The sequence below is a fragment of the Comamonas sp. 17RB genome (assembly GCF_030056555.1).
GTDB classification, from domain to species: Bacteria; Pseudomonadota; Gammaproteobacteria; order Burkholderiales; family Burkholderiaceae_C; genus Comamonas; species Comamonas terrigena.
This window is the reverse complement of record NZ_JASHHY010000004.1, coordinates 212,251-233,995: the sequence shown is the minus strand read 5'-3', so window position 1 is coordinate 233,995 and position 21,745 is coordinate 212,251. Positions and strand designations below refer to the sequence as shown.

The 21,745-nt window shown below is 58.8% G+C and carries 28 protein-coding genes, 1 other RNA gene and 1 pseudogene; 11 read left to right on the top strand and 19 right to left on the bottom strand.

The window, feature by feature from the left end; genetic code table 11:
• Nucleotides 1-64: 64 nt before the first annotated feature.
• Both serC and gyrA read right to left on the bottom strand, forming a co-directional pair.
• Nucleotides 65-1,171: a 3-phosphoserine/phosphohydroxythreonine transaminase gene (gene serC, locus QM470_RS09390; RefSeq protein ID WP_283339057.1), complete on the bottom strand. Its 1,107-nt coding sequence runs from the start codon at nt 1,169-1,171 to the stop codon at nt 65-67.
• Between the two features lie 111 nt (nt 1,172-1,282).
• Nucleotides 1,283-3,979, bottom strand: a complete 2,697-nt coding sequence (gene gyrA, locus QM470_RS09385; protein WP_280011310.1) for a DNA gyrase subunit A — start codon at nt 3,977-3,979, stop codon at nt 1,283-1,285.
• A gap of 229 nt (nt 3,980-4,208) precedes the next feature.
• On the opposite strand from gyrA, the gene ompA reads away from it, so the two are divergent.
• The 5 genes from ompA to QM470_RS09360 all read left to right on the top strand — a co-directional run bounded on the left by ompA (nt 4,209) and on the right by QM470_RS09360 (nt 8,092).
• Nucleotides 4,209-4,853: an outer membrane protein OmpA gene (gene ompA, locus QM470_RS09380; RefSeq protein ID WP_280011311.1), complete on the top strand. Its 645-nt coding sequence runs from the start codon at nt 4,209-4,211 to the stop codon at nt 4,851-4,853.
• Nucleotides 4,854-4,939: 86 nt separating this feature from the next.
• Nucleotides 4,940-5,653, top strand: a complete 714-nt coding sequence (gene ubiG / locus QM470_RS09375; protein ID WP_283339056.1) for a bifunctional 2-polyprenyl-6-hydroxyphenol methylase/3-demethylubiquinol 3-O-methyltransferase UbiG — start codon at nt 4,940-4,942, stop codon at nt 5,651-5,653.
• Nucleotides 5,653-6,327, top strand: coding sequence for an HAD-IA family hydrolase (locus QM470_RS09370; RefSeq protein WP_283339055.1), 675 nt, complete (start codon nt 5,653-5,655; stop codon nt 6,325-6,327). The genes ubiG and QM470_RS09370 overlap by 1 nt, the downstream gene beginning before the upstream one ends.
• Before the next feature lie 12 nt (nt 6,328-6,339).
• Nucleotides 6,340-6,716: a transfer-messenger RNA gene (gene ssrA / locus QM470_RS09365) on the top strand.
• 215 nt (nt 6,717-6,931) lie between these two features.
• Complete coding sequence (locus tag QM470_RS09360; protein WP_283339054.1) at nt 6,932-8,092, top strand: HNH endonuclease; 1,161 nt, start codon at nt 6,932-6,934, stop codon at nt 8,090-8,092.
• 40 nt (nt 8,093-8,132) lie between these two features.
• Here the strand turns inward: QM470_RS09360 and QM470_RS09355 are convergent, their stop codons facing one another.
• The 13 genes from QM470_RS09355 to QM470_RS09295 all read right to left on the bottom strand — a co-directional run bounded on the left by QM470_RS09355 (nt 8,133) and on the right by QM470_RS09295 (nt 15,901).
• Nucleotides 8,133-9,266 carry a site-specific integrase gene (locus QM470_RS09355; RefSeq protein ID WP_283339053.1) on the bottom strand — a complete coding sequence of 378 codons (1,134 nt, stop codon included), beginning with the start codon at nt 9,264-9,266 and terminating at the stop codon, nt 8,133-8,135.
• A 14-nt stretch (nt 9,267-9,280) separates the two neighbouring features.
• The gene (xisR, locus tag QM470_RS09350) at nt 9,281-9,490 is read right to left on the bottom strand and encodes an excisionase family protein (protein WP_218332474.1); all 210 of its coding nucleotides are present in this window, start codon (nt 9,488-9,490) and stop codon (nt 9,281-9,283) included.
• A gap of 56 nt (nt 9,491-9,546) precedes the next feature.
• A complete protein-coding gene (locus QM470_RS09345) occupies nt 9,547-10,134 on the bottom strand; it encodes a DUF4406 domain-containing protein (protein WP_283339052.1) in 588 nt (195 codons plus the stop codon).
• A 14-nt stretch (nt 10,135-10,148) separates the two neighbouring features.
• Complete coding sequence (locus QM470_RS09340; RefSeq protein ID WP_283339051.1) at nt 10,149-11,288, bottom strand: DNA cytosine methyltransferase; 1,140 nt, start codon at nt 11,286-11,288, stop codon at nt 10,149-10,151.
• Between the two features lie 8 nt (nt 11,289-11,296).
• Nucleotides 11,297-11,560, bottom strand: a complete 264-nt coding sequence (locus tag QM470_RS09335) for a hypothetical protein (protein ID WP_283339050.1) — start codon at nt 11,558-11,560, stop codon at nt 11,297-11,299.
• Nucleotides 11,561-11,563: 3 nt separating this feature from the next.
• Complete coding sequence (locus QM470_RS09330; protein WP_283339049.1) at nt 11,564-11,782, bottom strand: hypothetical protein; 219 nt, start codon at nt 11,780-11,782, stop codon at nt 11,564-11,566.
• Between the two features lie 33 nt (nt 11,783-11,815).
• Nucleotides 11,816-12,031 (bottom strand): hypothetical protein, encoded by a 216-nt coding sequence (locus QM470_RS09325; RefSeq protein WP_283339048.1) that lies wholly within the window; start codon nt 12,029-12,031, stop codon nt 11,816-11,818.
• Nucleotides 12,032-12,057: 26 nt separating this feature from the next.
• Nucleotides 12,058-13,989, bottom strand: a complete 1,932-nt coding sequence (locus tag QM470_RS09320) for a replication endonuclease (protein ID WP_283339047.1) — start codon at nt 13,987-13,989, stop codon at nt 12,058-12,060.
• A 2-nt stretch (nt 13,990-13,991) separates the two neighbouring features.
• Nucleotides 13,992-14,420 carry a hypothetical protein gene (locus QM470_RS09315; protein WP_283339046.1) on the bottom strand — a complete coding sequence of 143 codons (429 nt, stop codon included), beginning with the start codon at nt 14,418-14,420 and terminating at the stop codon, nt 13,992-13,994.
• Nucleotides 14,417-14,572 carry a hypothetical protein gene (locus QM470_RS09310; protein WP_192333255.1) on the bottom strand — a complete coding sequence of 52 codons (156 nt, stop codon included), beginning with the start codon at nt 14,570-14,572 and terminating at the stop codon, nt 14,417-14,419. Before QM470_RS09310 ends, QM470_RS09315 begins: the two co-directional genes overlap by 4 nt.
• 111 nt (nt 14,573-14,683) lie before the next feature.
• Entirely contained in the window at nt 14,684-15,004 is a 321-nt protein-coding gene (locus QM470_RS09305) for an Ogr/Delta-like zinc finger protein (RefSeq protein ID WP_283339045.1), read from the bottom strand.
• Nucleotides 15,005-15,194: 190 nt separating this feature from the next.
• The gene (locus QM470_RS09300; RefSeq protein WP_283339044.1) at nt 15,195-15,476 is read right to left on the bottom strand and encodes a hypothetical protein; all 282 of its coding nucleotides are present in this window, start codon (nt 15,474-15,476) and stop codon (nt 15,195-15,197) included.
• A 62-nt stretch (nt 15,477-15,538) separates the two neighbouring features.
• Nucleotides 15,539-15,901 (bottom strand): hypothetical protein, encoded by a 363-nt coding sequence (locus QM470_RS09295; RefSeq protein ID WP_283339043.1) that lies wholly within the window; start codon nt 15,899-15,901, stop codon nt 15,539-15,541.
• A gap of 41 nt (nt 15,902-15,942) precedes the next feature.
• Here QM470_RS09295 and QM470_RS09290 point away from each other — a divergent pair, with 41 nt between their 5' ends.
• The 4 genes from QM470_RS09290 (at nt 15,943) to QM470_RS09275 (ending at nt 17,574) form a co-directional block, all read left to right on the top strand.
• Nucleotides 15,943-16,200: a hypothetical protein gene (locus tag QM470_RS09290; RefSeq protein ID WP_283339042.1), complete on the top strand. Its 258-nt coding sequence runs from the start codon at nt 15,943-15,945 to the stop codon at nt 16,198-16,200.
• 205 nt (nt 16,201-16,405) lie between these two features.
• Nucleotides 16,406-16,750, top strand: a complete 345-nt coding sequence (locus QM470_RS09285) for a helix-turn-helix domain-containing protein (RefSeq protein WP_283339041.1) — start codon at nt 16,406-16,408, stop codon at nt 16,748-16,750.
• A 7-nt stretch (nt 16,751-16,757) separates the two neighbouring features.
• A complete protein-coding gene (locus QM470_RS09280) occupies nt 16,758-17,123 on the top strand; it encodes a hypothetical protein (RefSeq protein WP_283339040.1) in 366 nt (121 codons plus the stop codon).
• A 67-nt stretch (nt 17,124-17,190) separates the two neighbouring features.
• Nucleotides 17,191-17,574: a hypothetical protein gene (locus tag QM470_RS09275; protein WP_283339039.1), complete on the top strand. Its 384-nt coding sequence runs from the start codon at nt 17,191-17,193 to the stop codon at nt 17,572-17,574.
• Nucleotides 17,575-17,642: 68 nt separating this feature from the next.
• Here the strand turns inward: QM470_RS09275 and QM470_RS21475 are convergent, their stop codons facing one another.
• The 4 genes and pseudogenes from QM470_RS21475 to QM470_RS09265 all read right to left on the bottom strand — a co-directional run bounded on the left by QM470_RS21475 (nt 17,643) and on the right by QM470_RS09265 (nt 19,241).
• On the bottom strand, nt 17,643-17,747 hold the full coding sequence (locus QM470_RS21475) for a DUF4113 domain-containing protein (protein ID WP_502846826.1): 105 nt from the start codon (nt 17,745-17,747) through the stop codon (nt 17,643-17,645).
• A gap of 16 nt (nt 17,748-17,763) precedes the next feature.
• Nucleotides 17,764-17,868 (bottom strand): annotated as a pseudogene (locus QM470_RS21470) (hypothetical protein); the annotation flags it as partial.
• Nucleotides 17,869-17,955: 87 nt separating this feature from the next.
• Nucleotides 17,956-18,702 (bottom strand): lasso peptide biosynthesis protein, encoded by a 747-nt coding sequence (locus QM470_RS09270; protein WP_283339038.1) that lies wholly within the window; start codon nt 18,700-18,702, stop codon nt 17,956-17,958.
• A 131-nt stretch (nt 18,703-18,833) separates the two neighbouring features.
• Complete coding sequence (locus QM470_RS09265) at nt 18,834-19,241, bottom strand: DUF4113 domain-containing protein (RefSeq protein ID WP_283339179.1); 408 nt, start codon at nt 19,239-19,241, stop codon at nt 18,834-18,836.
• On the opposite strand from QM470_RS09265, the gene QM470_RS21465 reads away from it, so the two are divergent.
• Nucleotides 19,150-19,524 (top strand): YdcA family protein, encoded by a 375-nt coding sequence (locus tag QM470_RS21465; RefSeq protein WP_502846822.1) that lies wholly within the window; start codon nt 19,150-19,152, stop codon nt 19,522-19,524. The two genes, QM470_RS09265 and QM470_RS21465, sit on opposite strands and share 92 nt — an antisense overlap.
• A 168-nt stretch (nt 19,525-19,692) precedes the next feature.
• Nucleotides 19,693-21,627 (top strand): acyltransferase family protein, encoded by a 1,935-nt coding sequence (locus QM470_RS09260; RefSeq protein WP_283339037.1) that lies wholly within the window; start codon nt 19,693-19,695, stop codon nt 21,625-21,627.
• The last annotated feature ends 118 nt before the right edge of the window (nt 21,628-21,745 follow it).

Below are 21,745 nucleotides of genomic sequence, written 5' to 3'. Positions count from 1 at the left end.
ATCGTGGTGCTGCACGCACCGGCGGCTTGTTTTTTTATCTGTGCTGGGTGGTGGAGGTCAGGCGTCAGGCGCTGGTGCGCTCGAATTCACGCATGTAGTCGACCAGTGCCTGCACGCCCGCCAGCGGCATGGCGTTGTAGATGCTGGCGCGCATGCCGCCCACGGACTTGTGGCCCTTGAGCTGGAGCAGGCCGCGTGCCTTGGCGCCGGCCAGGAAGGCGTCGTTGCGGCTTTCGTCACGCAGCAGGAACGGCACATTCATGCGCGAGCGGTAGGCCTTGTCGACCTTGTTCGCGTACAGCTGCGAGGCATCGATATAGCCGTACAGCAACTCGGCCTTGGCGATGTTGCGCGCCTCCATGGCGGCCACGCCGGTCAGGCTGCCTTCGGTCTGGCGCTGGAGCCATTGGAAGGTGAGACCTGCCATATAGATGCCCCAGGTGGGCGGCGTGTTGAACATGCTTTGGTTGTCTGCCACGGTCTTGTAGTCGAACGCCGTGGGGCAGACCGGCAAGGCGCGGCCCAGCAGGTCTTCGCGCACGATGACGATGGTCAGGCCGGCCGGGCCGATGTTCTTTTGCGCGCCGCCAAAAGCCAGGCCCACGCGGCTCCAGTCCACCGGGCGCGAGGCCACGTGCGAGGAGAAGTCGATCACCAGGGGGGCGTTGCAGCCCAGGGCCTTCAGGTCGGGCAGTTGCTGGAACTCCACGCCGTGGATGGTTTCGTTGCTGCACAGGTGCACGTAGGCTGCATCGCTGCCCAGCTTCCAGCTGGCGGCGTCCGGCACGCTGGTGAAGTTGCTGGCTTCGCCGCTGGCGGCCAGGCGGTTGCTGGCGTACTTGCCGGCTTCCTTGAAAGACTTCTGGCTCCAGCTGCCGGTCACCACGAAGTCCACCGCACCGCCTTGCGACAGGTTCAGCGGAACGATGGCGTTTTCGGCCAGGCCGCCGCCTTGCATGAACAGTATCTTGAAGTTGGGGGGCACGGCCAGCAGGCTGCGCAGGTCGGCTTCTGCCGCTTCGTAGATGCTGATGAATTCCTTGCCGCGGTGGCTCATTTCCATCACGCCCATGCCGGAGCCTTGCCAGTCCAGCATCTCGGCAGCGGCTTGCTGCAGGACTTCTTCGGGGATGGCGGCGGGGCCGGCGGAAAAGTTGTAAGGGCGCGTCATGGTCGGCTATCAAATCGGGCTGCAGCGCCACGGTAGTCGGCGCAGTCAGCTATCAAAAATGCAATGTTAGGCGAAAAAACACCCCACAGCTTGCGCAGTGGGGTGTGGGGCTTATTCCGCCGAGGGTGCCTCGGGGGTGTCATCGCCTTCGGTGGCTTCCCCGGGGTTGGCTTCCGGGTCGCCTTCGGCGTCGCTGTTGGCGTCGTTTTCGGCAATCCGCTGCAGGCCGCTGAGCTTGGCGCCTTCGTCCAGCGCAATCAGCGTCACGCCCTGGGTGGCGCGGCCCATCTCGCGGATCTCCGCCACACGGGTGCGCACCAGCACGCCGGTGTCGGTGATCAGCATGATCTCGTCTTCGGTGCCGACCAGGGTGGCGGCCACGACCTTGCCGTTGCGTTCGGACTGCTGGATGGCAATCATGCCCTTGGTGCCGCGGCCATGGCGGGTGTACTCACCGATGTGGGTGCGCTTGCCGTAGCCGTTTTCGGTGGCGGTCAGCACGCTTTGCGAGCCTTCGGCCACGTTGCCGGTGCCGTCGTCGGCTTCGGCCACCAGCATGGCGATCACGTTTTGCGTGTCGTCGATGTTCATGCCGCGCACGCCACGGGCATTGCGGCCCATGGGGCGGACATCGTTTTCGTCGAAGCGCACCGCCTTGCCGCCGTCAGAGAACAGCATCACGTCGTGCTTGCCATCGGTGAGTGCGGCGCCAATCAGGAAGTCGCCTTCGTCCAGGCCCACGGCAATGATGCCGGCCTTGCGCGGGTTGCTGAACTCGGTCAGCGGCGTCTTCTTGACGGTACCCATGCTGGTGGCCATGAAGACGTAGTGGTCCTCGGGGAAGCTGCGGTTGTCGCCGGTGAGCGGCAGCACCACGTTGATCTTCTCGCCTTCCTGCAGCGGGAACATATTGACGATGGGGCGTCCGCGCGAGCCGCGCGAGCCGGCAGGCACTTCCCAGACCTTGAGCCAGTACAGGCGGCCACGGTTGGAGAAGCACAGCAGGTAGTCGTGCGTGTTGGCGATGAAGAGCTGGTCGATCCAGTCGTCTTCCTTGGTGGAGGTGGCCTGCTTGCCGCGGCCGCCGCGCTTTTGCGAGCGGTATTCGGACAGCGGCTGGCTCTTGATGTAGCCGGTGTGCGAGAGCGTCACCACCATGTCGGTGGGGGTGATCAGGTCTTCGGTGGACAGGTCTTGCGCGCTGTACTCGATGGTGGAGCGGCGCATGCCCTTCTTGGATTGGCCGAATTCGGTCTTCAGCGTGGTCAGCTCGTCACCGATGATGGTGGACACGCGGGCGGGCTTGGCCAGAATGTCCAGCAGGTCTTCGATGGCGGCCATGATCTCGCGGTATTCGGCGACGATCTTGTCCTGCTCCAGGCCAGTCAGGCGCTGCAGGCGCATTTGCAGGATTTCCTGCGCTTGCGTGTCGGACAGGCGGTACAGACCGTCCTGGCCCAGGCCGAATTCGCGTTCCAGCGATTCCGGGCGGTAGTCGTCGGCATTGACCACGCCACCGTCTTCACGGGTGCGGGTGAGCATTTCGCGCACCAGCTTGCTGTCCCAGCTCTTGGCCATCAGCTCGGCCTTGGCCACCGGCGGGGTGGGGGCGTTGCGGATGATGGCAATGAAGTCATCGATATTGGCCAGCGCGACGGCCAGGCCTTCCAGCACGTGGCCCCGGTCGCGCGCCTTGCGCAGCTCGAACACGGTGCGGCGGGTTACCACTTCGCGGCGGTGCTGCAGGAAGACTTGCACCAGATCCTTGAGGTTGCACAGCTTGGGCTGGCCGTCGACCAGCGCGACCATGTTGACGCCGAAGGTGTCCTGCAGCTGGGTCTGCTTGTACAGATTGTTCAGCACCACTTCGGGCACTTCGCCGCGCTTGAGTTCGATCACCAGGCGCATGCCAGATTTGTCCGACTCGTCCTGGATGTGGCTGATGCCTTCGATCTTCTTTTCGTGCACCAGCTCGGCCATGCGCTCTTGCAGGGTCTTCTTGTTCACCTGGTAGGGCAGCTCGTCCACGATGATGGACTGGCGCTGGCCCCGGTCGATGTCTTCAAAGTGCACCTTGGCGCGCATCACCACACGGCCGCGGCCCGTGCGGTAGGCTTCCTTGACACCATTGATGCCGTAGATGATGCCGGCGGTGGGGAAGTCGGGCGCGGGCACGATTTCCATCAGGTCGTCCACGCTGGCTTCCGGATTGCGCAGCAGGTGCAGGCAGGCGTCCACCACCTCGTTGAGGTTGTGTGGCGGGATATTGGTGGCCATGCCCACGGCAATACCGGCCGAGCCGTTCACCAGCAGATTGGGCAGACGGGCCGGCAGGGTCAGCGGTTCGCTTTCGGAGCCGTCGTAGTTGGGGCCGAAATCAACGGTTTCCTTGTCGATGTCGCCCAGCATTTCGTGGGCGATCTTGGAGAGGCGGATTTCCGTGTAACGCATGGCGGCGGCGCTGTCGCCGTCCACCGAGCCGAAGTTGCCCTGGCCATCGACCAGCATGTGGCGCAGGGAAAAATCCTGGGCCATACGCACGATGGTGTCGTACACAGCGCTGTCGCCGTGGGGGTGATATTTACCAATCACGTCCCCGACGATACGCGCCGATTTTTTGTAGGGGCGGTTCCAGTCGTTATTGAGCTCGTGCATGGCATAGAGCACACGACGATGCACGGGCTTCAGGCCATCGCGCGCATCAGGGAGTGCGCGGCCCACAATTACGCTCATTGCGTAATCGAGGTAACTGCGACGCATCTCTTCTTCTAGGCTGATGGGAAGTGTTTCTTTGGCAAACTGGGTCATGTACTCTTATACGGTGACGGCGAGGAGCGGTCATTTTAGGGTGAATGGCATGTTGCTGCCAGGCAACACATGTCCGGTATTAGGCTTTTGTCCTACTGTTGGTGCCCAAGGGCCTTGGCTTTTGCTCTGTTACGTATGGCACAATCAAAACCAGCGTTCTTGGTGATGGTCACTAATGACGTCCTCAATTCCGTGGTCCGGCCACGGCTCAATCCCCAAGAGGAGAACCATGAAGAAACTGAACAAAGTAGCGATGCTGTTCGCAACCGCCGCCCTGGCAACTGCCGCTGGCGCTCAAGTCAAGGCTGCTAACGGTGGCAATGTCATCGACAACTGGCAGAACGGCACCGGCGAACACGTCTGGAAGAACGGCACGAACGAACTGTGCTGGCGCGATGCCAACTGGACGCCTGCTACTGCTGCTGTGGGTTGCGACGGTGCTCTGCAGCCCGCTCCTGCTGTGGCTCCTGCTCCCGCTCCGGTTGCTCCCGCTCCCGCTCCCGCTCCTGCCGTGGCTTCGAAGGTGACCTTCGCTGCTGACGCTTTCTTTGACTTCGACAAGGCTGTTCTGAAGCCCGAAGGCAAGGCCAAGCTGGATGACGTGGCCTCCAAGGTCAAGGACATCAACCTGGAAGTCGTGATCGCTGTGGGTCACACCGACTCCATCGGCTCTGACGCTTACAACCAAAAGCTGTCGGTGCGTCGCGCTGAAGCCGTGAAGGCTTACCTGGTGTCCAAGGGCATCGCCAAGGACCGCGTGTACACCGAAGGCAAGGGCGAAAAGCAACCCGTGGCCGACAACAAGACCAAGGAAGGCCGCGCCAAGAACCGTCGCGTGGAAATCGAAGTGGTCGGTACCCGCGCCGCTCAGTAATCTTCGGATTGCCTCTAAAAAGCCCCGGCAACGGGGCTTTTTTTATTTCTGCTGATACGCCCGTGGATGGGTGACAATCTTTCACTATGAGCCAAAGTACCAATGTGGATCCAGCCGAGCTGGAGAAATTTGCCAGCCTGGCCCACCACTGGTGGGATACGGAGAGTGAATTCAAACCCTTGCACCAGATCAATCCGCTGCGCCTGGCGTGGATTGACGGTCTTGCTTCGCTGAAGGGCAAGCAGGTGCTGGATGTGGGCTGTGGTGGCGGCATTCTGGCCGACTCCATGGCGCGCAAGGATGCGCAGGTGCTGGGGATTGATCTGGCGACCAAGTCACTGCGTGTGGCGCAGCTGCATGCGTTGGAAGCAGGCACCAAGGGTGTGCAATACCGCGAGGTGCCAGTGGAAGAGCTGGCGGAAGAGAAGCCGGGCGCCTTCGATGTGGTGACCTGCATGGAGATGCTGGAGCATGTACCGGATCCGGCCTCGGTGGTGCGGGCCTGCGGTCAGCTGGTCAAGCCAGGTGGCTGGGTGTTCTTTTCCACCATCAACCGCAATCCCAAGGCGTATGCACTGGCCATTGTGGCGGCGGAGTATGTGCTCAAGATGCTGCCGCAGGGCACCCATGAATTCGACAAGTTCATCCGCCCCAGCGAACTGGCGCAATTTGCCATGGATGCGGGCCTGGTCGTTGATTCGGCCAAGGGAATGGAGCACAACCCGCTGACGGGGCGCTACTGGCTGAGTGGCGACACCAGCGTGAACTACCTGCTGGCGACACGCCGGCCCGCCCTGTGATGGCGGCGCCCTGGAATGGCGTGCGCGCCGTGCTGTTTGACCTGGACGGCACGTTGCTGGACAGTGCCCCGGATCTGGCCGCCGCAGCGAATGTCGTGCGCCGCAATGCGGGCCTGGACGATTTGCCGCTGTCGGATTACCGGCCTTTTGTGGGTACCGGCGCGCGCGGAATGCTGCGCATTGCGCTGGGCCTGCAGCCGGATATGCCAGAGTTCGAGCTGCGCCGCGAAGAGTTCTTTCAAGCCTATGAGGGTTTGCTGATGCAGCATTCGGGCCTGTTTGCCGGAGTGCCGCAGCTGGTGCAGGGGCTGGAGCAGCAAGGCCGCCCCTGGGGCATCGTGACCAACAAGTCCGAGCGCTTTACGCTGCCGATTGCCCGCCAGGAGGCGACGCTGGGTCGGGCGGCGGTGGTGGTCTGTGGTGATACCACGCCGCATGCCAAGCCGCATCCGGCGCCCTTGCTACATGCATGTGAGCGCCTGGGCATCTTGCCGGAGCACGCCATTTACGTGGGGGACGACGAGCGGGACATGCAGGCGGCGCGTGCCGCAGGGATGCGCGGTGTGGCTGCGGATTACGGCTATCTGGGCGGTGTGGACAGTACGGCCGGCTGGAATCCGGATGCTGCAATTAAAAATCCCCTGGAGCTCTTGAAGTTGCTGGGTATGGACTAAAATGTGGCTCATGGGGCTGTCCTGGTTTCGACGTGGGTTCGGGATCAGCGCGGTGCATGCCGAGCTTGAGTGACGCTCGTAAATCTCCATTCAAAAAACTAACTGCAAACGACGAACGTTTCGCACTCGCCGCTTAATCCGGTGAGCCTTGCAACAGCACGTTGATGGGCTGGGCAAGGGGGTAGCAATACCTCCAGGCTGCAAGGGAATTTACATCAGCTGGTTCTGCGCCGGGTACCTTGGTGTGGAACAAGAAAATAGGGTACTGGCCTTGTTTGCAGCGTGCGCCTGCGCGGCAAACCGGGTGAGATTCAAAACAGAACGCTAAGCATGTAGATCTGTCTGACGAAGGCTTGCGGACGCGGGTTCAATTCCCGCCAGCTCCACCATCCACAGCAACGCCACACAATGAGAACCATTGTGTGGCGTTCTTCTTTTCGGCCCTGGATTGCCCCAGATTGCGCTGAAATTCACACCGATTTCACACCGATTTCACACCGATCAATGCAGGTCAGGTGTTCTGCTTGCAGAGCCTTGAACTTGTAAATTTCTGTGTCTGGTTCGGTTAGGCTATCCGTTCATCTGTACGAGGAACGGTTGGGCTATGAGCATAGTTTGGAGTGACGAAGAACTTCGCGCGGCGGTCGAGGCATACCGCCAAATGGCAAGGAACCAAGAGGCCGGAATTAGCTTCAATAGGAGTCAGATCTACTCGGAGTTGGCAACTCGGTTTGGCCGCACTGCGAGCGCATTTGAATATCGGATGCAAAACATCTCAGCTGTGTATCAAGAGCTGGGTATGCCTTGGATACCTGGCTTGAGGCCAGCCAAGCATGTGGGCAGTAGATCGGCTGCAAGGCTAATCAATATCATTCAGCAAGAAGGACCTGAAGCGGCCAATGGCGTGGCTCAAAGGGATGGACTAGTCTGGGAAAAAGCGCTCGCAGCAGTAACCCATCTCGGAGGAGTCGCCAGTCGAAATCAGGTTAAGGCGTGGATCCTCGATCAAGATCCGGAGTACGACACCGACAATCTGTCGGACCTGTACATGCTGTCTGTCAACAGCCCTTCCCGGACTAGCTATAGTCAGAACGCGCGCCCTCGAAGGACTGATGAAGGGAGTCCTTTCGACAGGTTGTTTAAGGTTGGCCGCGGCATCTTCGAAATCTACGACCCAGTACAACATGGTGTCTGGGAAATTTATGCTGACGCAGCTTCGGGCAATCGAAATCGCATGTCTATTCGACGTGTTTCGAATCCTGTAGACCAAGCCCTAGCCAACGCTGAAGAGCTTGCTCAGCAAGCTGGCTCATTTGATCCATCAAGCGTGGTCGACAGCAGAGATCGCGTTACGGCCGAAATCGTCCGCCGTAGAGGTCAACCTGCATTTCGTAAAGCTCTCATGGATGCATATGGGGGTGCCTGCGTGATTACAGGCTGCAATTTGCCAGCAGTCCTTGAAGCCGCGCATGTTCACCCTTACAAGGGTGACGACACCAATGTGGTCTCCAATGGGCTGCTGCTACGGGCAGATATACATACGTTGTTTGACCTTGGACTGATCGCCATTGAGTCCAAGAACATGTGTGTACGTGTGTCGCCAGAATTGGCAAGCACTTCCTATGCTGAACTGGATGGTGTTCAACTGCATAAACCAGTAAAAAAGGCTCTACAAGTGAGCAAAGATGCCTTGGATTGGCACCGAAGTCAGTGTGGATGGTTCGGCATGAACGAGGATGAAGTCAAGCCAGAACCATCCGTTTAGCTAACTATAGCGGTGCCTTAGGTATTGCCAGTAGGCACGCTCATGCCACCCCTGGCTGCGCTTTCGGGCGCTGGTAATCCTCGCGGATGAATTTGCCGTAGGTGCGGAAAACCATCTCCACATCCTCATGGCCCAGCTGCTGGGCCACGTACCAAGGGTTGGCGCCGGCCGTGAGCTGGGTGGAGGCGTAGGTGTGGCGGATCTGATACGGGTTGCGGTAGGGGATGCCGGCCCTGGCCATTAGCGGTAGCCAGGCGGTTTTACGCACCTGGGCATCCGTGGTCCAGGGGGCCAGCGTCACGGTGTTGAGCCACACACGCTTGCCGCGGTCGCCGCTGATGACCAGCTGTTCGCGCAGGGCCTGCATGGCCTCGTCGTTCAAGTCCACCTCTCGCTTGCCTGCGGCGGTCTTCGGGCCCTTGATGACGCCCGCCACCTGGTTCTGGACGATGCGCGCGACGCGCCGCTCCCAGTCGATGTGCTCCCATTCCAGAGCCTGCAGCTCACCGGGGCGCAGGCCCGTGTTGAACCAGAACAGGAAAGTAGGGCGCTCATCGGTGCGGCACGCATCCAGGATGGTCATGCGTTCGGCCTGGGTGAACGGCTGCACTACGTAATCGCTGGCCTTTGCGGTTTGGCGGATCAGCTTCACCAGGGCGATACGTTCAAAAGGGTTGAACTCGATGATCTCGTCGTTCAGTGCGTCCTCCAGTACCGAGCGGAAGGGAACCAATAAGTTGCGGATCGCTTTGGTGGTGAGATCCATCTCGCTGATCCAGTCGCGCAGCAGCGAAGGTGTCACCTCGGCCGGGTGCATTCCATCCCATCGCTGCATGCGCTTGCTCAGGATGCTCTTGCGGTAGCCCTGGTAGGTGGACTTGGACATGTGGCCGTTCTCCACCTGGCGCTTGTAAATAGAGAGCTGGCGGTCCAGCAGCTTCTCCATAGTCAGCTCTCTGTCCTGCTCGGTGCGGGCCCGGCTGCTGTCCGGAAAGTAGGCTGCGTATTCGAACGTTCCATCGTCGATCTTGCGTCGGATCTCTGCACGCAGGTTTGCCGCATAGAGGATGTTGCCTTTGTTGATTGGCCCGGGCGGCAGCAGCTCACGGCACTGCTTGCCTTGCCAGGTGAATGCAATCTGTAGCCGCGATCCGCCCACCAGTTCGCGGATCATCACGCCTGCAGGGGTTACGAGAGTTGGTTTCTTATCCACTGGTCTGCTTCCTTCACATTGACATAGAGGCGGCGCAGCACAACTGCGCAGTGCTGCCCGTCGCGCCAGATACCTGCGCGGCGGCGGTTATGGATTGCCATGGGCGTCACGCCCGTGAGCTGCTCGTATTTCTCGGCCAGAACCCACTCGGGATCCGCGCCATTGCTATTTGGTGTCGTGCTCATGGCTTCCTCAGTTCGGCGCCCTTGTGGCGCGATTGGTTGTGGGTGTGTCGATCCCATCACGCAACTCCCTGTGTTGAGATGGCAGGAATGGGCGTAGGCCTCATGGATGGCGCGGCGTCTACCAGGTCACCCAGCCACTCCTGCAGCACGTCTTCCTGCTGGTGGTGCTGCATGACCTGCAGGCCCAGGCGCTGGGCGATCAGGTATTCCAGGCTGGCGCCCTTGGACTGCTGCCAGCCAGGCAGCAGGTAGATGGCGTGGCAGGTCATCAGCTGGCTGACGCCCATGCGCATGTAGGCGGTCCAGTGGCAGCTGGCGTCTACGTGCGGGTCTGGGTTCTCGGCTGGGTTTTCCACGTGCCAGCCCTTGGTGCGCAGGCGGGCGGCGGCTTCGTGGAATGCGGGATAGTTCATATCCGGCAGGCCAGACATGGGGCCCGCCACGTACACGCGCTGGTGCGGGCTTTCGTGCATCAGCCACATTTGCAGCGTGCTGATGCAGTGGAATTCGCCGCGGCGCACGAAGAAGCCGCCCAGGCGCTGGCATTCGTCCACGATTACGCGGTGGGCCATGCGCCAGCCCGTGAAAAAACTCAGGAACAGCATGGCGGGCATCAGCACCACGCGGAAGATCATCATGAACATGGGGGAGCCCTCCTTTATTCGGTTTCCAAGCTGCTCATTGCTGCTTGGATGAAGACGCGCGCGGCTTCCGCGTTGATGGCATTGCCATAGGCGCGCAGGCGTCCCACTCGGGCGGGAGCCCCATGAGCCAGCGGGAATGTGCCGGGTTCAACTGGCCGCCACTTTCCATCCCTGCACAGGAGCCAGTCAGCAGCTGACCAGAGACCGTTAACCGGGCCGGGCCTGGTGCCAGGTGAAACGCTTGATCCGCTAGGCTGATCTGCGGATCCGTCGGCTTGCGATTGCTTAGCACTGGCGGTCGCTTCTTGGCTTGCGTCATCGTGCTGTCCGGCGTGTTCCAGCCGGCGAGTGACACCTGATGAGTCAACATCGTTGGCGCTGTATTTCCGGTCTTTTTTATGGATCGAGCCACGTAGGCTTCCGGCGTCCCTCCCGGCTCGCTGGCTGTCGGTGTTCCCCAGCCTGCCAGATTGGCCGCATGGTTCAGCGTGATGTTGGGTGTCGTGGCCTCGATCGATGGACAACGCAATGCGTCCGTGCTGGTTGTTGTCGGCCAACCCGCAAGCATCGCGAAGTCGTTCAAATTGCTTCCATGGCGCGATTCGCCCATCGCTCGGCTTGCTTGACCGCCCCCGGTGGTGTCGCTGGTCTGCGGCGTGGGCCACCCAGTAGAGCCGGTCGCGGATGTGCGGAGCACCGATGCCCGCAGACGGGAACGGGAGCGCCCCGACCCCGTATCCCAGGCCTTCCAGGTCATCTTGTACAAGGTCGATCCAAGGGTTTGCATCGCGGCTTGCAACCTGCTCTCCAAAGACCGTTGCAGGGCGGCACTGCGTGATGAGGTGGAAGAACGCAGGCCAGAGGTGCCGCTCGTCAGCAAATCCAGCTCCCGCGCCTGCGCTGCTGAAAGGTTGGCAGGGACAGGAACCAGTCCAAATAGGTCGGTCATCAGGCCAGCCGGCGCGGCGAAGGGCATAGGACCAGACGCCGATACCGGCAAAGAAGTGGCACTGCGTGAAACCGCGCAGGTCATCGGGGTGAACATCTTCGATGCTCCTTTCGTCAACAACGCCTGGCGCGATGTGGCCGGCAGCAATGAGGTTTCGCAGCCACTCGGCGGCGTATTTGTCGATCTCGTTGTAGTAATTGGCCATGGCATCACTCAAGCCCTCGCGGCCTCGGGTTCTTGGATCTGCAGCGGTTGCTGGATCAGGCCCGACAGCACGCGCAGGGTGGTGTGCAGCTCTTGTTCGCGGTTGGCCAGGGCGCGGCCTTGCACGTTCATCCAGGCATCCGGCTCCATCGAGTTCAGCTCGGACGCAATCTGGATCTGGTCTGCCTTCAAAGTGCGGATCAGGACGGGCAGCGTCGGGGCGGTGCACGCCTGGTTAGCTGCTGGTTGCGGTTGCGTTGGGGTGTGGTTCATGGCTCAGACCGTCAGCGGTTCGATGCGCTCCACGCGCAGGACGCCTTTGCCGCTTGCCAGGTGGGCCTGGGCTTCGGCATGGGTGGCGTTGGCCGCTTTGACGCGGATCGTCGGCAGCAGGCCAGCTTCGGCCAGGCCTTCCAGGGCGGCGGCATCGGAATTGGCCGGGATCAGGTGGGCGCGGTAGCTTTTGAGCTCTTGGACGTTGTGTGCGGATTGCATGTGTGTTCCTCTCTTGCTATTGATTTGGTAGCGTCAGGCAGCGCCGGCCGCTTTGAAGGGCAGCACCTGGCCACCGCTGTCCAGATCCAGCCGGGCCTGGGCGCCGCCGGCCGCGCGCTGGGCCAGGGTTTGCTGGCGGCGCACGGCGGCGAAGCGCTTGCGGATGTCGGTGCTCACGGAGTTCGCGTACTTGAAGCCGGCTTTCTGGTGCGTGGCGTTTTTGCTGGGCTCGGTGCGTTTTGCGGGCATGGGTGGGGCCTCCTGTGGGTGTCAGGTCAGAAAAACGGGGTGGGGGTGGTGCCGAGGGCGCGCCATTCGGCGTCGGATCGGGTGGGGGAACCGGGTGTCCAGTCCTCCTTTTCGTGCCGGCCGCGTCCAAAAAGCTGCCGGTGGAGGGTGTTGGTCAGGCGGGCCGTACAGTTATTGAAACGAGTCCAAGCGGGCGCCAGCGGCGCCCGGTCTGTGCCCTGCGCGGGTTCGGGGGCGGCCATGTCCAGCTGGGGCGCACCAGCGGCTGCTGGGGCTGCGCCCAGGGCTTCCTGCACAGCCGGGCGCCACGCCATGCGGCGGCTCACCAGCCAGCGGCCGTGACGGGTTTCCAGCCCCACCACGCGGCCCTGGCCTTCTTTGATTTCTTCGCCGTAGGCGTTGGTGGTGCCTGCCGGCACCGGGCGGCGGGCCAGGCCCATGTGCCACTGGCCACGCTTGCGGCAGTGGCCGCCCATGGATTCCATGTACCGGCACCAGTCGGCGCGGATCACGCCGCCGCCCTCCACCGTGCCGGGCTCCTTGCCCCAGCGGTGGCAGGCCAGCCAGGCGCGCCATGCGGTCGTATCGCCGTCACGGCCCACGCGCAGGTCTTCGATCTGGTCTTTGCTCACGCGGCGCAGTTCGCGCCAGACCGACACGCTGGGCATGCCGATGGCCTGAAACTGGCGGATGCCCCAGGTGGCTGCCCAGGCGTCCACACGGCGGTGGCCCGGCATATCGCAGGTTTCTACGTCGAACAGCTCACCCTGCGCCACATCCAGGTGGTCTGCCAGGGCAGCGTGGCCCACGCTCTTGGCGATGTACTTCGCCACGTAGCCTGCTGCGCCTCCGCCGGTCATGCGCTTGATGTTGATGCGGTTGGTGCCGGCGCCCAGTTCGTCGCCGTCATCGCTCAGCCAGTAGCGGTGCAGGGCGGCCACGGTTTTCTGCAGCTGCACTTCATCCTCCACCCACACCATGGCGTGCCAGTGGGGCGTGGCGTCGTGGTGGGGTTCTGCCACGCGGATGCCGTACAGGTGCACATCACGGCGGCCCAGGTGGGAGCGCAGCTTGGCCCACATGCTGCACAGCCAGTCCTGCGCATCGCGCGGGGTGCTGCGGCCGTCGTAGCGCTTGTTGGGCAGGGGCTGGCCATGGCGGCCCAGCTTCACCGGGTGAAAGCGGCTGGGGGTGGTCAGCGTCAGAAACAGGCCGATGTGCTGGCGGCGGTCGGCATATTCCTCTGCGCCGCGGATGCGCGTCATCAGCTCACCACCACGGATCACCGGGTTGGAGTTGGACAGCGCGGCCAGCTCCCCCAGGTTGAACACCTGGCCCGCCTCATTGCGGTACAGCGTGCGCTTGAGGGTGGCTGCGTTGCGGGTTACCTGCTCGGTGCGGCGCTGCAGGCCCTTGTTGCTGACATAGCCACCGTCGCGGCGGTTCACCAGGCCCAGGCGAATGGCCCCAGCTTCCACCACGCGGGCCACATGCCGGCGCAGCACACGGCGCCACCACGCGGCATCCAGCGTGCGTTTGATGCCAGCTTCACCGGCCAGGGGGCCGTGCTCACGCACACCCACGGCGCGGATCAGCATGTAGATGCTGTCTACCCGTTCCTGCAGGTTCAGGCCTTCACGCAGGGCGCAGGCATCCAGCGTGCCCACCTCATATGCCAAGGTCTTGGCCATGGTGCAGATCTGGCCATCATTCAAATCCCAGCGGCTGGCCTGGCCAAAGTCCGCATCAAAGCGCTCCACGGCCTGCAGTGCATCGTGGGCGTTCAGCCACTCGGGGCCGTCGTTGTCCATCTGGCCCAGGCCCGCCTTGTCCAACGCGGTGCGCCACTGGGGCGGCACCACCTTGCGCAGCACCTGCAGCGCACGGGTAACGTGCCAAGCCTGGGGCTTGTTGCGTTTCCAGGCGTCCAGGCTGTGGGTAGGGAGCTTGCGGGCCATGCTTACCGTCCTGCCAGGCTGGTGACCTTGGCCATGGCTGCACGCATGGCGCGCACCTGGCCCTTGATGGCATTGCGCTCAGGCGGCGGCACCTCGCGCCAGTGGCGGTCTGCCAGGGCGGACAGGCCGTCAAAGTCATCACCCACGCCGGCCAGAATCAGCAGGCACACGCGCACGCCCAGGTCCATGGCGGCCCATTCGCGGGCTTCCACGTCGTCCCAACGGCCGCGGCTGGCGCGGCTGAGGGCTTCGTTCTGCAGCACACGCAGGCGGGCGCGGCAGTCCGCCGGCGACAGGCCGCGCAGGTGCTCGGCCACCGGCTCTGTAGGCATCAGGGCCGGCGCCAAGCTGGGGGAGTGCGGAGCTTCACCGCGCTGCACGCGCAGCATCAGGTCGGTGAATTGGCCCAGAGTGACTTCGGACAGGTTCACGCCGCACCCCCAACGCGCACAGCGGCCACATACCAGCCGAGGCCGTAGATGCTTTCCACGCTGGCCAGGGCCTGCACGCGGTTGGCGGCCAGCACCTGCATGCGGCGGCGCTGGTGGTTGTGGTCGATATGGGTGATGCGGTAGCGGTTCATGAAGGCTCCACAGGTTTTTGGGCGTAAGAAACCCCGCAGCGCCTGGAAACAGGCTCTGTCGGATGGGGTGGGAAAGGGGGCGGGGGGAGGGCGCTTTAGGCGCTGGTGGCGTCAGTCAGGGGGCGGCCCTCCGACTGCAAATAGGTCGCCGGTGATGGGGCGGGTGAACTGCGTGGCGTGCTCTGCGCTGGCTGCGTGGTCCAGGGTGGCGCGCAGCATGTCGCGGCGGACGTGGCTGGACAGGGGCAGGTTCACGCTGGGGTCTGGCGTGGCGCTGGGGCTGAGGGTGCGCACCACTTCGGTCAGGGCCACAAAGGTGTGGCCGCATTCGGGGTTGGTGCAGGCATAGGTGGATTCGCGGGTCAGCACGGTCATCTGCGCACTGGTGCGGATGAAGCTGGGTTCCTTGCAGTGCGGGCACTGCAGGCGCATGGCTTCTTTGTGGCCGGCGCGGGCACGGGCGCCAACGGCAGCAGATCGCAACGCACTGTTACAGCCTTGCAAGGCTTTGCCCACAGTTTGCGTAGGTGGCTTTACCTGGGCTACGGGCTTGCCGCCGACGTAGACCGTACGGGTGACGGCACCAGAATGAATGCCAGAGGGGAGGGTAGCGTTCATTTGATCAAGCCTTGTGTGCAGTGCCAGCCTGACCTGCGTCCACCGCCTTGGCCACCGCGTCTACCGCGTGTTCAGGCAGGCGCAGCAAGCCGGTGCGGCGGTGCAGTTGCATACCCATCAGGTACACCAGACGGGCAAAGCTGGCGGTGGAGCGGTCTTGGCCGTCAGCCATTTCATGGGCTTCGCTCAGTTCATCTTGCGGCAGGCGCAATGCGATGGGCTTGCTGTGCAGGATGGGCGCCAGCGTGCCGGAATGGCGGCGGGGAGGGTGCGCAACGGTGGTCATGTACGATGCCTCGATTTGTTACAGGTGCTGGAAGAATGAAAGGGGCTTCAATGAAACAACCATCAGTCGGGCAGGTGTTCACCACCAAACGTGGCGAGAAATTCTTCGTAGAGGACGTGTTTTCCACCCATGACCCCGAAGACGAGGATTCCTCCCCCGACGACTTCATGGTGTTTCTCGCCCCCGTCGGCGCTGGCATGGACGCTGGCGGGGAGGAGCTCCTTGATGTGGAATTTCAAGAGTGGTGCGAGGCCAACGGCGTCAGCTACTGAGAACTCACAGGGCTGCCGCTGCGTGCTCCACACGTAGCGGCGCGTGCCTGTTCCCTGGCACAGATAGAACAGCCGCTCAGGTCGGCCCAGCAGATCGCGGGCAAGACGCACGCGTAGTTGGTGTGCGCCTTGGGGGTTAGCGGATTCGCTCATGGATGCACACCGCGTCGAATTTGAAAACAAGAGGATCTGAAATGGACAACGACACGTTGGACACGATAGGCAAAGCCATAGGTTTCGCGTTGGCTGTTTACGACCAAACCGCACCAGGTGATGCGATGACTCGGATCAACGAGACGCGCCGGACGCTGGACGCATTGATCGATGATGAGAGCTTCAGCCCGGAGGTTGCTTCGGTGGTCGAGGGTGTGAGCGCGGGTCTGGTCAGCTACATGCGGGTGAACTGGGCCGAGAAGTCCGACCTCCCGGCAAGCGGCGACTATCTGCTCTGACAACTTGCGGCGCTCCATGCGGCGCCGAAGGCGTGCCTCTTGGGTTGCGTTATCCCCCAAGCGATCATCGCAAGAGCGGAAGTTTTGCCAGGCCCGCACATGCGGCTGCGGACCTTGGGAGTCGGTGGACTTGGTCATGTACTATTGGCACTGAATTGTTACAACGTAAACGCATCATTGCACGTAAATATGTGCACGTCAACGGATGAGAGAAATTAAATATGGGCAGATTGCTGAGCGTCTGCGGGAAGAACGCTTGCGTTTAGGCATTGCCCAGGTCGATTTCGCTGAGGCCTGTGCTGTCTCGCGCAATGCCTTGATGCAGTGGGAGCGGGGTGAAGCTACCCCCAACGCTGCAGGCCTTGCTGTGATGGCGGGCCTTGGCGTTGATGTGCTCTATGTTGTGACAGGCCAGCGTGCTGGCGAGGCTGAATCCACGCTGGCGCCTGCGGAGCGTGAGTTGCTGCAGGCGTGGCGTGATGGTGGCGAAACGAGCCGCGCCGCCCTGGGCGCAGTGGCCGCCGCCTTAAAGCAAGTCCCCAAGGAATGAGGAATTGATGGAAAGCCACAAAAAAGTACCAGAGTTCAACTGGATCCAGGGCTCTCTGCTCGGTCTAACACACAGCTTGATGGGGCTGTTACATGAGCTCCGGAACAGGGGCCTTATTGACCCGAAATCTTTTGAGACCGCTATCAAGGATTTCGAGCACATGACCGTTACCGTTAAGGCCACAGAAGCATCCAAAGAAGATCAGTTGCTGGACCCACGTACGCTAGAAGTGATGCATGCGGTACAGAAGCTCGCAACAATTACCGCGACTTTCGGCAAAGACCCAATGCTTAGCAGCTTATCGAATTCGATTGCAAGCGATAACGAAAAAACGAAGGCCGAGGCAGAGGCAGAGGGCAACAATGAGTCGTGAAACAAAGATACTTCAACTTGTTGCCGGAGGCTTTAAGACGAGTGGTGAGCCCCCAGATAATGGAGACATGGAACAACGCATTGTCAAACTCGAAGAGGCTATAGCAGCTCTGCCAACAAAGGCAGACATTGCAGCTCTGCCATCAAAGACAGAGTTTGCAGATCTGCGTGCTGACATTGCCAACTCTCGGGTCGATGTGCACAAGGCGATCACAGACAACCATCGCTGGACGCACAATTCACTGGTAGCAATTCTGTCGGTGGGTGTGATCGGCATCCTGGGCTTGCTCTTCACCATCTACAACACGAACAAGTCGGTGCCGGCTCCGCAACCGCAGGTGCCTGCGACCATTGTTCTGCAGGTGCCCGCCCAGGCCCCGGCTATCCAGGCGCCGGCAGCTCAGCCGGCGACACCAGGAGCATCGCCACAAACACCTGCTGCGCCGCAGTAATTCGTCGGTTCAGCCTGTCTTTCAGAAAGCACCCTTGGCTATGCCTTGGGTGCTTTTTGCATTTGGCGTTACCGCGCCACTGGCACTTGATCCAGCTGGGTGGTGCACATGCCTGTGCGGCGCTCTTGCCGCATTCCCCAGGCGCCAACTTGCACGGCACTGCCCAACGCCACAGCGCCTTTTGCCCCAGCGCTGATTGATGCTGTCCATCGCCTCCATCAATGCGCTCTGGTCTCGCGGCCCGAGGGCACGGCTTTTCCAGCCTACGCAATGGCTGTTTGCGATCGGAAGCATTCGTCTGCCGCGGGCCGCGAGTGGATGGTCCAGGCCGGTTACAGCCTTTAACTCAAAAATGCCAATGACTGCTGATGGGTAGAGTAGTTATTGAGCCGGGGCCTCTTCATGGTCTGATGACTGTTTAGAAAAGCTGTGCGATTGGGGGTTTTGAGTGGGATTGCGCCACTCGCGCTTGATGTTTGCAAGGGTGATTACAAGCTCTAAGCCGACCATGTCTTGAGGCTCATAGCTCTTATCGTAGAGCTGGGCTAGGGTTGCATAATCGTTATCGCGCTGCATGGCGTAGTATTCCCAAAGCGTAGACTTGCGAGCAAAATTCGCCGCAAAATCAAGCGCCAGGTTACTGGCCACGCCAAACTTCGCAGTTGCTGGAGCATTCGCGCCCAGATCAATGCCCGCAAACACAGGGCCACCGGCGAAGCACCCGTTGGTGTCCTCCGTCTCCCCGTAGTTAGGTGCGCAGATGGCTACATCGAACACCTTGCCGTCTAACTCCACCCACGAGTGGTCAAACTTCTCGGCGCCGTAGTGCACCTCACCCACGCACAGCTTGGGGTCCATGCCCAGGTGCTTCAGGCGCATGAAAAGCACCGCCGACGTGCTGTGGCAAGCACCCCAGTCAGGCTGCTGAGGGTTGGTCACGTAGCGCAGCAGCGCGACAAAGGCTGCAAGCACTGTTTCCCCTTGCGCTACTTGGCTGGTCAACGCCTTGGCACGCTCAATAGTGGCATCTACATAGAACTGGCGTTGCGCGACGCTGAGGTATCGCAAATCACCCAGTACAGCTTGGGCCGCCTTTGCTGCGGCCAATCTTCTATTTTTTTCACCCATAACGGTCCCTGCTTTGGATAGAAATTTCGTTGACAAGGTGCCAATGATAAAGGATGCCCAATAGCAGGGCTGGATGAATTAACAGTGGTCAATATTCATGGGTGAATGCATGCCTTGGAGCAAGACTCACGTTACCGCGCCACCGGCACCTGATCCAGCTGGGTGGTGCACATGCCGGTGCGGCGCTCTTGCCGCATTCCCCAGGCACCCATTTGCACTGCACTGCCCACCGCCACGGCGCCTTTGCCCCAACGCTGGTTGATGCGGTCCATGGCTTCCATCAGCGCGCTGTGGTCCCGGCCTGCAGGCGTGGTTTCTTCGGGCAGCAGTGATGGCTGGTCCCGCGTCTGCGGGCTCAGGTCCAGCAACATGACGCCAGCCTTGGCCAGCCGGTAGCCGGGCTGGTAAATCTTGCGCATGCCGCGCTCTGCGGCGGCCACAAGCACGGTGGTATCGCTGCTGGGCTGCACCAGCTGCACGGTGGCGCATTCTGAAAACCGAGGGTCATTGGCCCTGAAAGGGCTGCTGTGCGCAAACACCAGCACGGCGCCGCAGCGGCTTTGCTGGGCGCGCAGCTTTTCTGCACACGCCGCGAACTATCCATGCTCCGGAAAGAAGGGCGGCGTTTCGCACTGCGCAGGCGACACCTTTGTGTGCAATGACGGATCTGTCAGCGGTAGCAAGCGCAGCTGCAGCGCTGAGATGGGCGGCGGCACCAGCCCACGCCAACTGCTTACCCAACCCCAACGCAACAGCGCCGCACCAGGCGACTGGGCAACGTCGGCACCGGCCCGCGCGGTGCATGACGGATGGAGGGAATAAAAGCTATCTGAAACGGTGACTTACTTGTTGTAAGATTTCTCTAAATTCCTCGTGAAATTTTCATAAATATCTGGTTTAAATGTATATCTGATTAACAATGAAACTACTGATTAATATTAGATTTGAGCTAGGCTTTTGGCCTCTTAAGTTTTAATCCAAATATATAAAATGAGTGTTTTAAAATATAGGCCTGAATTAGATGGCCTTCGAGCCATTTCCGTAGTTGCAGTTATTTTGTATCATGCCGAGCTTGATTGGGCTGGCCATTCGATTTTTCCAGGTGGATTTCTCGGAGTAGATGTTTTTTTTGTTTTGTCAGGCTACTTAATAACTGGCATTCTTTATGAAAAAGATGTTAATATCTTATCTTTTTACAAAAGTAGATTTGACAGAATATTTCCGTCTTTAATATTTTTTCTTTTTCTTAGTTGTTTTATTTCATATCTTGTTCTGAGTCCAAAAGAGATGCTGGCTTTTGCCAACTCCCTAAAATCTTCAGTGGGCTTTTTTTCTAATTATTTCTTCATGCTTGAAGATTCATATGTTGCTGATGCTAGTAAATTCAAGCCTCTGCTTCATACTTGGAGCTTGGCAGTTGAATGGCAATTTTATATTATTTTCCCTATTGTTTTTATTCTGTTTAAAAAAACTAGCAAAATTAAATATCTATTATTAATTCTAACGTTTGCATCATTTTATTACTGCTTGTATTTATTGGAGAAAAACCCCACGGAAGCGTTTTTTTCATCGATATCAAGATTTTGGGAAATATTGGCCGGATCGATTGTATATTTTATTTCAAAGATTATTAATGAGAATAGATTAAGCGATAAAATTTCCATAATCGGTATTATATTATTAGTCTATTGCTTCTTGTTTTTCGATGATTCTGCAAAGCATCCAGGTTTTATAAGTTTGTTGGCCGTAATTGGTAGTTCGCTCGTAATCACAAATACTTTCAAAAATGGGCTAGCATATAAAGTGCTGTCCTCAAAAATGTTTGTTTTTTATGGCGTAGTATCATATTCAATATATTTAATTCATCAGCCCATTTTTGCTTTTTATCGCATTGAGTATGGTGATTTCGGTAAAAAAATCTTTTTAGTATTGTTTGTAGTGTGCACGATTTTGGCGTACGCCTCACTAAAATTGTTTGAAGCTCCATTACGGCAGAGTAAAAATAATCTTAAGTATTTTTTAATTGGGGGGCTAACACTTTTTGTGTTAGCTTTTGCTAATGGAGCTAATAATACAGATGGTTATAGAAATCGCCTGCCACAATCAATCCGTGATGAGCTTGAAAATTATCAAGTGGCTGAATTTCGCAGATTGACATCAAATGATATTGGTAAATCTTTTGATTCCCAACAGAGGCAGCATTGCATTCATAGAACACCTGAAACAGCCTGCCATTTTGGTAATGGCGATTATATTATTACTGTTGGTGATAGCTTTGCTGGTGTTTTAGATTATTCTTTATATCAAAGATACAAAGAAGTTGGGTTCAGAGCACTTACTTATGAGCAATGTCCATTATTAGATCGACCTATATTTTTTGGTACGGTTCCGGAGTGTTGGGAAATTAACAAGAAACGATGGGAGCTTTTGAAGAAAATCCCCCCGGCAAATATTATAATTGGGACAAATTTTCTGCAATTTTTCCGCGCAATGAAGGCAGATGATATTTTTAATTCGAATAGATTAAATACGAATGGATCAATTGACCCAGATGCAGTATTCTCTAGCTTTGCCTCCTCCATGAAAAAGCTCGTAGATATGGGTCATAATGTTATTATTCTGAACCAACCACCTGATCCCAGTATTGAAGTTGAGAAAGAACTACATCGAAGGATAAAGAATGGTGTGTTTAGATTTGAAAATGAGTATGGCGCCGTTCCACAAAAGGATATTAATAAAAAGGTGCAATCTCTCCTAGAGCAGGAAGATAATTTAAATGTTCTAGATTTGGAAGGAATATTCTGTAATCAATCGGATAATTGTCTTCATTTCAACTCGCACGGATCTATATATAATGAAGCAAATCATTTTTCATATAATGGTGCGCAGCAAGTTATAGAAGGCATAAAAAAATATCTCAGATGAAGAATATTAGTTCTTTATTTCTAAAACTCTGCTGCAATCGGTGGCTTGCCGCCCAATTCGCCTTCACTTGTTTAATCTGGTCGTAATCAAATCACTGAACCCAGGTCACATACGCTAG